At 63.1% G+C, this 12,532-nt stretch carries 12 protein-coding genes; 6 read left to right on the top strand and 6 right to left on the bottom strand.

Annotated elements, in window-relative coordinates; genetic code table 11:
• Positions 1–66: 66 nt before the first annotated feature.
• The 6 genes from AC1DW3_RS04100 to AC1DW3_RS04075 all read right to left on the bottom strand — a co-directional run bounded on the left by AC1DW3_RS04100 (position 67) and on the right by AC1DW3_RS04075 (position 4,555).
• Complete coding sequence (locus AC1DW3_RS04100; RefSeq protein WP_477928835.1) at positions 67–435, bottom strand: hypothetical protein; 369 nt, start codon at positions 433–435, stop codon at positions 67–69.
• Between the two features lie 338 nt (positions 436–773).
• Entirely contained in the window at positions 774–1,778 is a 1,005-nt protein-coding gene (locus AC1DW3_RS04095; protein WP_477928834.1) for a relaxase/mobilization nuclease domain-containing protein, read from the bottom strand.
• Positions 1,775–2,461, bottom strand: a complete 687-nt coding sequence (locus tag AC1DW3_RS04090) for a hypothetical protein (RefSeq protein ID WP_477928832.1) — start codon at positions 2,459–2,461, stop codon at positions 1,775–1,777. Before AC1DW3_RS04090 ends, AC1DW3_RS04095 begins: the two co-directional genes overlap by 4 nt.
• A 467-nt stretch (positions 2,462–2,928) precedes the next feature.
• Positions 2,929–3,261, bottom strand: a complete 333-nt coding sequence (locus AC1DW3_RS04085; RefSeq protein WP_477928830.1) for a FecR family protein — start codon at positions 3,259–3,261, stop codon at positions 2,929–2,931.
• Positions 3,262–3,451: 190 nt separating this feature from the next.
• Positions 3,452–3,925: an RNA polymerase sigma factor gene (locus tag AC1DW3_RS04080; RefSeq protein ID WP_477928829.1), complete on the bottom strand. Its 474-nt coding sequence runs from the start codon at positions 3,923–3,925 to the stop codon at positions 3,452–3,454.
• A gap of 24 nt (positions 3,926–3,949) precedes the next feature.
• Positions 3,950–4,555 (bottom strand): transposase, encoded by a 606-nt coding sequence (locus AC1DW3_RS04075; protein WP_477928827.1) that lies wholly within the window; start codon positions 4,553–4,555, stop codon positions 3,950–3,952.
• Between the two features lie 112 nt (positions 4,556–4,667).
• On the opposite strand from AC1DW3_RS04075, the gene AC1DW3_RS04070 reads away from it, so the two are divergent.
• The 6 genes from AC1DW3_RS04070 to AC1DW3_RS04045 all read left to right on the top strand — a co-directional run bounded on the left by AC1DW3_RS04070 (position 4,668) and on the right by AC1DW3_RS04045 (position 12,469).
• The gene (locus AC1DW3_RS04070; RefSeq protein ID WP_477928826.1) at positions 4,668–4,925 is read left to right on the top strand and encodes a helix-turn-helix domain-containing protein; all 258 of its coding nucleotides are present in this window, start codon (positions 4,668–4,670) and stop codon (positions 4,923–4,925) included.
• 171 nt (positions 4,926–5,096) lie between these two features.
• Complete coding sequence (locus AC1DW3_RS04065) at positions 5,097–5,282, top strand: hypothetical protein (protein WP_477929168.1); 186 nt, start codon at positions 5,097–5,099, stop codon at positions 5,280–5,282.
• A 161-nt stretch (positions 5,283–5,443) separates the two neighbouring features.
• Positions 5,444–6,232 carry an NYN domain-containing protein gene (locus tag AC1DW3_RS04060; protein WP_477928824.1) on the top strand — a complete coding sequence of 263 codons (789 nt, stop codon included), beginning with the start codon at positions 5,444–5,446 and terminating at the stop codon, positions 6,230–6,232.
• A gap of 27 nt (positions 6,233–6,259) precedes the next feature.
• Positions 6,260–7,828, top strand: a complete 1,569-nt coding sequence (locus AC1DW3_RS04055) for a class I SAM-dependent DNA methyltransferase (RefSeq protein WP_477928822.1) — start codon at positions 6,260–6,262, stop codon at positions 7,826–7,828.
• Positions 7,818–9,194 carry a restriction endonuclease subunit S gene (locus tag AC1DW3_RS04050; protein WP_477928820.1) on the top strand — a complete coding sequence of 459 codons (1,377 nt, stop codon included), beginning with the start codon at positions 7,818–7,820 and terminating at the stop codon, positions 9,192–9,194. Before AC1DW3_RS04055 ends, AC1DW3_RS04050 begins: the two co-directional genes overlap by 11 nt.
• Positions 9,191–12,469, top strand: coding sequence for an AAA family ATPase (locus AC1DW3_RS04045; RefSeq protein ID WP_477928818.1), 3,279 nt, complete (start codon positions 9,191–9,193; stop codon positions 12,467–12,469). Before AC1DW3_RS04050 ends, AC1DW3_RS04045 begins: the two co-directional genes overlap by 4 nt.
• Positions 12,470–12,532: the final 63 nt, after the last annotated feature.

The raw sequence follows: 12,532 nt of genomic DNA, 5'->3' as shown, positions 1-12,532 counted from the left end.
ATGGGCTTGGACTATAGGAGCGCGTCAGGGGCCCGCTGATGCACGCCACCCCGGGGCGGACACGGCTCAAGGCCGGGTCAGCGCACCGGCCCAGCGCATCAGCAGCAGCGCGAGCACCAGCAAGCCCCATGGCACCGCCTTCACGAGGCGCCGCTTGGCAGCCCAACGTGTCCAGGCCAGGCCGAGGGCCAGAAAGGCCGCTCCCAGCACGACCAATGCCAGTCCGCCGACCCGAGCTGCTCGGCCGTGCAAGGGCAGTGAGCTGATCAGCCAGGTCCCGAAGTCCGGGCCGCTTACGGGGAGCATCGTTCCGGTCAGCAGCGCCTTGGCTCCAGACCAGATCAAAGGCAGCCCGAAGACAGACACGAGGCCCAACAGCAAGGCCGTATGCAGCCAGGAAGGCAAGTCCTCGTCGCTTGGCAGCAGAGATTTCAAGGGCCGTCTCCTTTGGTGCAGATCCAAGGCGTTGGCTGGGTAGTGTCGCTGTCAGCGCCGAAGTAGAACTGAGATCAGGATGGCGTGGTATGAAGGCTGGCAACGGTGTGCGAATGCCTCGCTGTCCCCCGCGCGCATGACGCCGACCGCTTCCATGTTGACGATGCGGACGGTCAGATTGCTTAGCGGTTCATCTCACCCGCGCCGCTGTGCCGGCCGCCTAGATATCGACATGGCCCACATTTGCCATCCATCGACGCTATCGATTCTCGACCCCGTCGAGATTGCCTCATGGCGCACCGCCCCTCCACTCCCGAGCAGACGTGCGGAATGCGGCGTCAACGCGTCCACTCCGGGCCGGACCGCTGAAGGGTCACGGTCTTCGGCGGCTCACGGTCACTGGACTGCAGGTACTGAGCGGCAACTCGCAGCTTTTCTGGGTTCTTGCTGATGACCTTTCTAGCGAAGGGGGTGCGAACCATGAAGTCGATCACCTGCCTTGCAAGCTTTCGGTCCTCCTCCAGGTCCGAAGACCGAAGTGCTTTCAGAATTCCTGCCCAGCCCTCCATCGCTTCACGGCACTTGCGCTCGTGCGCGGGACCTCTTTCCGTAGGGAACGACGTTGTCAGCGGCCGTCCCTCCTCCTTGGCACTGAGCCGCCAGAGCGGCTCGAAATTGCGGACTTCGCCGTGCAATGCCGGTCGAGTCGCCTCCGCCTCGATGCCAAGACCTCTGAGCCGATATGCAAACGTCTCTCGCCAGCGGTRCAAGTCCTGCGGACCGTGCTGCAAACGACTGCCATCCCTGGACTCCAATTTGACGCAGAGATGGACGTGCGGCGTCGATTGGTGTTTGTGCAGCACCATCACGTAACGATGTCCTGCGAGCTCGGCCCGGCCGAACTCACGCACAGCCTGCTTCACGAGGTCCGGGTCAGTCCCGAAGGGCATCGACAGCACCAGGTTGTACGCCTCTCGCCGACTCTCGACCTTAGCGATGTAGGGGCCGCCGTAACGCCATTGGTCCACCAGGTCCGACAGCGCAGCCTTGCCCTCGCGAATCACCCCACGGTCGTCCTCGAAAGCCAACTCACCGTCCTTGGTGATGTAGGCCAGGTGGCTTGCGATCGCTCCCATGCCCCGCCCCCCGCCGGTGACCCGCACGAATGCCTGCGGCGGTCGGCGTACGGTCAGCGCGATGCGACCGCGGACGACGGCTGCCCTGGACTTCAGCGACCCGTCCAGCCGCGGCGTGTAGTCCGGCTTGACGATCCGGTTGCCAGGGTAGAACAGCCGCTCACCCCAATGAACGAGGATCCCATCAACGCTTTGGCTGGTGCTCATGGTCTCGGTCTCCGGTAGGGCTCAAGTGCCGCAAGCAGCGTCGAGGCTCGTTTCAGGTGTTCGCGAACATCTTCACGCAGCGTCCTCAAGCTTTCACGAAATGGCTGGAGCTCGGGTGCACGCGTGCTGGCCTTCTCCAGCAACCGCAAGAACACGCTCAGGTCCGTGGAGAGCGCCGCGACTTGATCCGTGGACAAGTACAGGCAACGAACTGCCGACGCGAAATCGGCCGGAACCGGCGGCGGCTGTTTGCCTTGCAGCAGCGACCACACGAATTCGCTGCGCGACATATCAGCAGCACGCGCTCGCACAGCCAGCTCATCACTATGCGCCTGTGGCAAGCTCAGGTGGACTCTCACCCACTGGGAGCGATCCGCCCGCGGGAGATTGCCACCTTCATCGGCTTCGACCGGTCGGTCGCGAAGCATCTGCACGGCGGCGCGCCGCATCAACGCTGACACCGACGTCCGCTCGAGTGTCGCCAGAGCGCGCAGGCGTGGACCCAAGGCGCCCAGTCTGATGTACACGCGCCCGCGGTCGAGGTCCACTTTCGCTGGATCGTCCGTGGCGAGTTCCTTTTCGGCAGCCTCTAAGTCCGCGCACGCGGACTCGGACTGCCGTGGTTCTGGATCCGTTGATGAATTCTTCATGCGAACTCCGGTGCGTGTAAACCAGGGATTCATGCGTCACTCCCGCAATTGCGCGTGCTGTAAAACCCTGCGCCGCTCGATCAGCGGGCTCGCAGCGTCGGCTGCGGAGGCGATTGCAGACCGTTGATTTCTAACTGTCTAGATGTGCGGATTTACAGCGCCGGTAGTTGCCAGACAGCTCTGCGGACCTCCCGGCCAGCTGAAAGTGCCACTTGAAGGATCCGCGACCGAACGCTTTAAGCGGTATGACGAGACCGCTTCGCATGAAGCCAGGAAACCACCGACGTCGCGACCAGGAAAATATCAAGGACTCAAACGTCCACTGGTTCCGTCTCTTGTCGGAGCGGCAGCGCCTTTTCAACTGCTTTCAAATTCGTCGGTCGAGACGGCGCGCTCTGTCCGGCAAAACGCACACGAGTCGTGGCACACGCAGCACAAGGCCGCCACCCTTTCGATGGCGGCGCGCGTTGCCTAGTGCGCCGCCCGCCTGTGCCGTCCGTCTATTTGTCGAGCTCGATGCGGCCGTCGGTCCTTCTCACGCTCAGTCCATGAAGGCTGGCAACTGCCTGCGCGAAAGCCTCGCTGTCTCCCGCGCGCATGGCGCCACTGATGCGCAGCCCGCCGATCGCTTTCATGTTGACGATGACCACGGGTGGCTTGCCGTAGCGGTTCATCTCTGCAACCGCATCGCTGATCGGGGCGTTGTCAAGAACCACCTCCCCGCGCTGCCAGGCGGTCAAGTGCTCGATGTTCGGCCGGTCCACCCACGAACCCCGGACTTCGCGTGTTTCCACGCCTGGAAGTTGCATACGCAGACGCTCACCTGGCTTCATCACGAAGCGCTCGTCGACGCGGACATGCGCAGCGCCAGCTCGAGGCACTCGCGGTCCACGGCGACTGACCTGTCGGGTCCGTGCAGGCGTGCAACCCAGACAGCAGCTTCGGACGCGATCTCTGGCGTCACAAGCGGCTGCGCTTCTATCGCTTTCCCCGGCGCGTCGGACGCTCCGTCTGACGGCACGGCTACCAGCCTTCCATCCAACTGGTGAGCTGCAAGGTGGCCTTGGCAATGTGCGTATGCACGGTGGTGATACTCACGCCACGAGCCCGCGCGATCTCGCCATATGTGAGGCCGTCCAGGCGGTGGGACAGCAAGATGGCGCGGGTGGTCTCGCTCAGGCGGCTGAGCCCCTCGCTGAGCCGTGCGAGGCGCTCCTTGGCGAGCATCGAATCCTCGGCCGTGGGCGCGAGATCGATGATGACCGCTTCCTCCACGAGCACCTCGTCGCCACGCGTCATTCGGGAACGGTGGGCGTCGATGGAGAGGTTCAGCGCGGTACGCATCATGAATGCCTCGGGCTGCGCCACGACCTGTTCGCGCTGGTATCCCGCCAGGCGAATCCACGCTTCCTGAACCAGGTCCTCGGCGTCCTGCGCCGAGTTCCCTCGGCGCAGCAGGGCAGCACGGATGCTGGCGAGGGTCTTCTTGATGTTCATGGCCAGGCCTTGCGAAGAGGCTGGTCAGCTGAATGCCGCGGTCAGCGCCGTGGAGGCGGGCGAGCGCAGCGCGCGCATGGGCGCAGAGGGCTCCGGCCAGTCGCGAGAGATGCAGCGCTCGGCCGATCGACGGAGCAGCGCAGCGGCGGCAGCCGCGTTGGCGAAGGGGCCGTGGCGAGCTGCGGCCCGCTTCAGGACCAGGCTCAGGCAACTGGTGACGTCCAGGGCGCGCTCGATGTACTGGCGATGGCCAGCCAGGGTCGATTCGATCTCGGGATGGGCAAGGGCTGCGGACGCCGGCAATACCGCGGCATAGCGGTATCGGGGCGCCATGGCGGCTTGGATTTCATCGAGGTCCGGGCCGATCACGATGCGAAGACGCTCGACGCCGCGGTCCAGAAGGTCGCCGGCGATGGCGCGCCACCAGGCGTCTTTGGGGTCGTGCACGTGCCATGCGCCCAGATAGTGAGGCCTGTGGTCCGACAGGACGCCGACTGCCCAGAGGAGTTGTGTGGCGTGAACGCCGGCATCGGCCTGAATCTGGAGCTTGAGCACGTCGAACACTGCGCAGACGTACGAGCGGCAAAGCGGGTTGAGTTCAGACCCGGCGTTGATCAGGGAGATGTTCATCGCTTGCTCCTGGAAAAGGAAGTTGCGGACGAAGACCTGGCAGGCCGTTTCAAGTCACGGAGGCACAAATATATGAATTAGTGTTTATGCGAATCAGAGCATAGCACTGACAGTGGTGGTCGTGTCTATAGGTCTGAGCAAACAATTTGGTGACTGTGTACGCCAGCTGCGCATTGCTGCTGGGCTTACGCAGGTGGAGTTCGCGGAGCACTGCGGCTTCTATCAGACCTACTTGAGCCGCGTCGAAACTGGCCAGGCGAACCCGACGCTCAACGCCGTTGAGGTGATTGCGAACAGCCTGGGTCTTTCCGTCTTCGACCTGTTTGAGCATGTCCGGGAGGTGAATAGCCCCTCGGCCGTGGACGGCTGACTCAGCTCAAGAGCCAATGTCGGTTTGCGCACAACTCAAAACTGAAAACCGGCCCTGATCAGCCACTTGGCGCTGAGCGAGTCGGCGGGCTTTGAACCCGTGTCTCACTCAAGTCTGAACTTTCGGCTTTTGGGGATGCGGGCGATTTCTTGGACTACCTGGAGGTAGTTCATGTACCCATACGAGGATCGGCTTCGAGCCGTGCATCTGTACATCAAGCTGGGCAAGCGCATCGGCTTGACCATTCGGCAGCTGGGATATCCGACGAAGAACGCGCTCAAGACCTGGTACCGCGAGTACGACCAGAGCCGGGAACTGCGCGTCGTGCACGTTCGTCAGCACGGCAGGCCGGTCTAGCGGCGCACCTCGTCGAGGATGTGCATGCGGTGATTTTCGTGGCATTGGAAGGCAACGTAAGCCACTGGCGCGGCCCGCACTGCTGTCACGATTGCGCATCTGCTGGAGGAAAAAGGTTCTGCCTACCGCGCCACTATCATCTCCTCGCTCTAGGGGGAGAAATGCTGCACACGAATGCAGGCGTGGGCGCAGACGCGCGCGTTGCAGTCCTGGTGGACTGCGACAACATCAAGCCGGAGGCCTTGGACTTTGCGCTCCGCATGGTGGCGCAGTTTGGCCGCGTAGTGCTGCGCCGGGGCTACGGCAACCACGCCACCCTAGCCAACAAGTGGCAAGAAGCGCTGGTCCGGCTGGCCTTCACGCCCTGCCTGCAGTACCAGTACGCGGCTGGCAAGAACACTTCGGACATCGCCCTGGCGCTTGACGCCATGGAAGCCCTGTTCGACCAGCGGGCCGACACCTTCTGCCTGGTCACCAGCGACTCCGATTTCGCCTACCTGTGCCGCAAGCTGCGCGAGCGCGGCGCGACGGTGCATATCGTGGGCGAAGCCAAGACGCCGGATGCGCTGCGCAACGCCAGCGACCAGTTCTTTGAGTGGGCGCCACCCGAGCCTGCGGCATCGGCCGAAGACACCAAATCCGCCAGCAAACCGGCTCCTGCTCCCGCGCCTAAGCCGGCGCCCAAGAAGCGTCCCAAGGCAGTCCTGAACGCGGTCACGCTGCTGGCGGCCGATGCGCCCGATGGTCGCGTCGGGCTGGGAGCCCTGGGCCAATACCTCAAGCGCACTGACCCCGGCTTCTCACCCAAGGCCTTCGGCCACACGGCGCTGTCCGACATGGTCCGCGCCTATCCCGACCTGGTCGTGTCCGTTGAGAACGGCTCCGGCTACTGGGTGAGCCTGAAGCCGAAGCCCGACACCTCCAGCGCCGCGCTGCCGGCAGCCAACTGACTACACAAATTTCCGCATCCCGTTCCCATGCTCGACGACATCAAGAAGACTCTCTGGGCCACGGCCGACAAGCTGCGCGCCAACTTGGACGCGGCCGAATACAAGCACCTGGTGCTGGGCCTCATCTTCGTGAAGTACATCTCCGACACGTTTGCCGCTCGCCGCGCAGAGGTGGTGGCGCGGCTGGCTGACCCGGCCGACGAGTACTTCTACGGCAACGCCAGCCCCGAAGACCTGGCCGCCGAAGCCGATGACCGCGACTACTACACGGCCGTCAACGTGTTCTGGGTGCCAGAGGCGGCCCGGTGGGAGGCCTTGCGCTCCCAGGCGAAGCGGCCAGAGATCGGCAAGGTGATCGACGARGCACTGAGCCTGATCGAGACCGAGAACCCCAAGCTCAAGGGCATCCTGGACAAGCGCTATGCCCGAGCGCAGCTTCCCGACGGCAAGCTCGGCGAGTTGGTAGACCTGGTGTCCACCATCGGCTTTGGTCAGAACCCCAGCGCCGCCCGCGACGTGCTGGGCCAGGTGTACGAATACTTCCTCGGCATGTTCGCCAGCGCCGAGGGCAAGCGGGGCGGGCAGTTCTACACGCCGGCCAGCATCGTCAAGACGCTGGTCGCTGTGCTGGCGCCGCATCATGGGCAGGTGTACGACCCCTGCTGCGGCTCGGGCGGCATGTTCGTGCAGTCCGAGCATTTCATCGAGGCGCACGGCGGCAAGCTGGGCGATGCGTCGATTTACGGCCAGGAAGCCAACCCCACCACGTGGCGCCTGGCCGCGATGAACCTGGCCATCCRCGGCATCGACTTCAACCTGGGCCGCGAGCCAGCCGACACCTTCACGCGCAACCAGCACCCCGACCTGCGCGCGGACTTCATCCTGGCCAACCCGCCCTTCAACATCAGCGACTGGTGGCATGGCAGCATGGAGGGCGACCCACGCTGGCAGTTTGGCGACCCGCCGGAAGGCAACGCCAATTACGCCTGGCTGCAGCACATGCTGCATCACCTCAAGCCCACCGGCCGCGCCGGCATCGTGCTGGCCAATGGCTCGATGAGTTCCAGCCAGAACAACGAGGGCGTCATCCGCGCCGCGATGGTGGACGCCGATGTGGTGGAGGTGATGGTGGCCCTGCCGGGGCAGCTGTTCTTCAACACGCAGATTCCGGCATGCCTGTGGTTCTTGGCGAAGCAGAAGCCAGCCGCGCGCAAAGGCCAGGTCTTGTTCATCGATGCCCGCAAGCTGGGTCGCATGATCAGCCGGGTGCAGTGCGAGTTTGCTGACGAAGAGATTGAGCGCATCGCAGCCACGGTGGCGGCCTGGCGTGGCGAAGCGCCGGCCGGCGAGGTGCCGGGCGAGTACGCCGACATTGCGGGCTTTTGCCGCAGCGCGCCGGTGGCCGAGATCGCCCAGCACGGCCATGTGCTGACGCCGGGGCGCTATGTGGGCGCCGAGGAGGTCGAAGACGACGACGAGGTCTTTGCGGAGAAGATGGCGCGGCTGACCGAGCAGCTGGGCGAGCAGATGGCCAAGGGGGTGGAGCTGGATGCACTGATTAGGGCGAAGCTGGGGGAGCTCGGGTATGAGTTCTGACTGGTCACGTGTTTCGATCGGGCAGCTAGCTGCGGCCACGCCCGGTTCGATGGCCGTGGGGCCATTCGGCTCACGTATGAAGGCAGATCTATATGTGCCATCCGGTGTGCGCGTCATTCGGGGCAACAACCTCACTGGCGCTCGCGAACCGGAAGGCGCTTACGTGTACGTATCGGAAGCAACTGCTGATTCGCTGGCAAGTTGTTGCTTGCGGCCTGGAGATCTGGTGTTCCCGCATCGAGGAAATATCGGCGAGACCGGCATCACACCGGATGACGGTCTCAGATACATGCTCTCCACCAGCCTCATGAAGCTTTCAGTTGACCGAGAAAGGGTCAACCCGCTGTACCTGATGTACTTTTTCAAGAGCTCCACTGGCCGCGCGGCTCTGCTGATGAACGCATCGCAAGTCGGAACGCCGGGCATTGCCACGCCGCTCAAATCGCTACGCAGCATTGAACTAAGCCTACCGCCCCTGCGAACCCAGAATGCAATCGCGGCGTTCATAGGGTGCCTAGACGACCGCATCACCCTCCTCCGCGAAACCAACGCCACGCTAGAAGCCATCGCCCAGGCGCTGTTCAAGTCGTGGTTCGTGGACTTCGACCCCGTGCGCGCCAAGCGCGACGGCTGCGCACCAGAAGGCATGGACGAAGCCACCGCCGCGCTCTTCCCCGACAGCTTCGAGGATTCCAAGTTGGGCCAGATCCCAAGCGGATGGGCAGCTCAACCGCTAGGCTCACTTGCCAGCGTCACTATCGGCGGCCTGTGGGGTGAGGATGAGCAGACGACTGCCGACCTGGTGCCGGCAACTAGCTTGCGCGGCGTTGATATGGAAAAACTAAGATCTCTTGGTTGGGCTCCTGACGCTCCGACAAGATGGGTCAAGGGCTCCGCCATGGAGAAGCGTCTGTTGAGCAGTTCGCAAGTACTGCTTGCTTCATCTGGCGCCGGACCTTGCGGCCGCCCGCTTTGGGCTGGCGCCCCGTTTTCGGCCATGTACGGCCAGCCCGTTATCTTTTCGAACTTCGTAAAGCGTCTGGAATGCGGCGACGCTGCGACGGCGATCTTCGTTGATAGGTTCCTCGCTGAAATGCGTGAGTCGAAAGAGATTTGGAACTACATCAACGGGACATCAGTGCCAAACTTGGACGAGAAGCTGCTGTTGAGAACCAAGATGGTCGCGGTGCCGCCATCGAGGCTGCGTCAAGCGTTTGCGGAGGTAGCGAAAGCGATCTACGCGCGGCTCTACGGCCAACAAGCTTGCTGCTTGGCACAACTTCGCGACACCCTCCTGCCCCGCCTGATCTCCGCCCAGCTGCGCCTCCCGGATATTGTTGATGCCGTGGAGGAGGCACTCGCATGAGCGCCACCACACCGTCGCTCAGCATCGCTGATCGCGAAACTCTTTGGACCCGGTTCCTGCAACGTTGGCCGCTGGAGAAGCTCGCGAACATCACGCTGCGCGAGTACAACCAAGCCGGCGACGATGATCACTTCTGCCGGTGGATAGAAAAGCACACCGAGGCCTTGGGCTCGATATGGGGCGGCTCGTCACTGAAGTTCGGCATCTACTCGCGCAGCAGCACTGCAGCCAAAGAACCTTCAGCCCAACGCGGCGTGATGCAGGACGGGAACTACGGCTGGTACAGCAAGTACGGGCGCACGGCCGATGAAGCCTTTGCGGCCATCAAGCAATTGATCGTGCAGACGGCGCAGGCTGCGCGCGCGGGCCGGCTGGATGAGGTGGAACGCATCGACCTCTGGCCTATCTTCCGCCGCAAGATCGCCTTCCTGTACCAGGACCGAGAGCAACCTTGCATCCTGCCGATCTACATGGGGCCGATGCTGCGGCAAGTGTGGCCCGGTGCGGGCGATCCCCCCAAGGATGCCGTCGCGCTCTACCAAGGCTTCATGGCCCAACGCGCCGGCAAGTCCGTGATGAGCTATGCCGACGACATCCTTACGCAGGTGGAGGCGGCCCAGGCGCGCACCTCGGCGTCAGATGGCGACGATGTGCTTCACCACTTTGCCGCCGCCAATGGCTTGATGGAAGCAATACAGGCAGAGGGCGCTGTCGATGCATTTGTCGAACTCGTTCGCAGCCTGCATCAGCGCGGGCTGGACTGGTGGATTACCAAGGCTGAGATGGTGCGCGCCGGACGCACGGAGGATCCGGAAATCTGGGGGGCCACCATAGCCCTGCGGCTGAGCGTGGTGAATGGCGCAACCAACGTGCAAATCGGCGAGGTTGAAGACCAGACGATTCGCCCGCTTACGACCGATAGCGTGGCCGAGTGGGTCGAGCAGGCGGCCGGCGATGCCCGCATCAAGCCTGTGACGCATCGGGCACCTTGCTGGCCAGATGACTACGGCCGCGGCGAGGAACGGCTGACAGTCATGCTGAACGACGCCAATGTTCGCAATGGCCAAGTGAAGGTGTCGAAGCTGCAGCGCTTGTTCGCTGCAGCCAACTTCTGCGCTGTCGGCGAGCGACCTGCCGAGACCTTCGCCTTGGACTTGCCGGACGGAACTCGATTGGCTGAAGCCTGGGTCTTGAATGACCGGCACCGCATCCAGCCCAAGATGGGCAAACTGATGAAGGACCAGCAGTTAAGGGCCGGCGACTACGCCGTGCTCACCAAGCTCGGCGCCCGCCACTACCAGTTGAGCTTCGCAAAACAGGGTCAGTTCGGCGCTGTAGCTACGCCTCCACCCGCTCCTGTTGTCGAGTCCCCTTCTAGAACCGCCCTGTCTCCGTTGAACCAGATCCTCTTCGGACCGCCAGGCACGGGCAAGACTTACTCCACCATCGACGCTGCGCTAGCCGTACTGGACTTAGCCTATCTGGAGCAGCACCGGACGGACCGTGTGGCTCTGAAGTCGCGGTTCGACACGCTGGTACAGCAACGCCGCATCCGCTTCGTGACCTTTCACCAGAGCTTCAGCTATGAGGACTTCGTGGAGGGGCTGCGTGCAACGACGAACGAGGACACCGGGCAGATCCGGTACGAGGTGGTGGACGGCGTGTTCAAGTCGCTGTGCGAAGCGGCGGCAGCGAAGGTGACACGCCCGCAAGAAACTGCAGCACCAGCGACGCCTATCGACATTCGCGGGCGACGCATATGGAAGATGTCGCTGGGCAATACGCTGGGCAGCGATGCTGCGGTTTATGACGAGTGCATCAAGAAGGGCTACGCGCTGCTGGGCTATGGCGGCGGCGTGGACTTCACCGGCTGCACCGCACGCGACGACGTGCTCAAGCGTTGCACCGCAAATGGCCTGCCGGTGGAGAACCCGCAGACCGACTACACGGTGACGAGCGTTACGGCTTTTGTCACCCGCATGAAGCCTGGCGACCTGCTGGTGATCACCGATGGGAACTTCAAATTCCGCGCCATTGGCGAGGTGAGCGGCGAATACAAATTTCAGCCTCACAGCGACTATCCGGACGGCTACGCGCAGATGCGACCGGTCAAGTGGCTGCGTGTCTACGAGCCATCCCTGCCCCATGGCGAACTGATGAACAGCCAGTTCAGCCAGATGACGCTGTACGAGCTGCGCTCGCCGTCCATCGACCTCGACAAACTCCAGCGCTTGCTGGGTGGACAGCAGGCGGCCGTTGTGGAGGCAGTCGGCCTGCGCCTCGGGCAGGTGGGTAGCTCGGACTACAAGATCACGCAAGTCACCGGCGAGCTGGTCGAGCTGTCCAAGCCCAATGGCAACAAGCTGCACTTTGCCAAGAGCATGCTGCTGGTACTGGCAGACGCTGTGCGCGGCGGCGTCTTGAGCGTGGAGGACATCCGCGACAAGCAGGCCATTTCGCGTTTGCCAGGCAAGGGCTTGGAACCGTATGTTGTGAACGGCTATGCCAACGTGTTGGCGCCGCTGGTTGAGCAGATGCTGGGCGGCTCCGCGCGAGCGACGCGCGGCACTACAGCAGCCACACCAAGCGACGCACGCGTGTTGATCATTGACGAGATCAACCGCGGCAACATATCTCGCATCTTTGGCGAATTGATCACGCTGATCGAGCCGTCCAAACGGGCCGGGGCCAGCGAGGCCCTTGAGGCGGTGCTGCCATATTCCAAGAAGCCGTTCAGCGTGCCGCAGAACGTCTACTTGATCGGCACGATGAATACAGCCGACCGCTCGCTGACCGGAATGGACGTGGCGCTGCGCCGCCGCTTCGTGTTCAAGGCAATGCCGCCTCGGGCTGACCTCCTGGAAGGCGTGGATGTCGAAGGCATTTCGGTCGGCAGCCTGTTGTCGGTGCTCAATCAACGTATCGAGGCGCTGCTGGATCGGGATCACTGCCTGGGCCATGCCTACTTCATGCCGCTGCGGCAGACGCCTACCTTGGACAAGCTGGCCGAGATCTTCAGCAATCAGGTGTTGCCGCTGCTGCAGGAGTATTTCTTCGATGACTGGCGGCGCATCCAATGGGTGCTCAACGACCACCGCAAGCCGGAAACGTTCCAGTTTGTGAGCACTAGGGGCGTCGACATTGACGAACTCTTCGGCGCGAACGTCAACGTGGCTCACAGCCCCCAGGTCTGGTCAGTCAACGACGATGCGTTTCTGTATGCCGAGAGTTATCTGGGCGTGATCGACCATCGCGAGGCGCAGGACGACGAATGAGGCCGGCGCCGCGCAAGGTCAGCGTTCGAGAGCATGCCTGGCTCTGCACGGAGCCAGTGGCTG

It is taken from the genome of Roseateles sp. P2_H4 (genome assembly GCF_056403315.1).
This window is presented reverse-complemented; position numbering and strand designations above follow the sequence as displayed.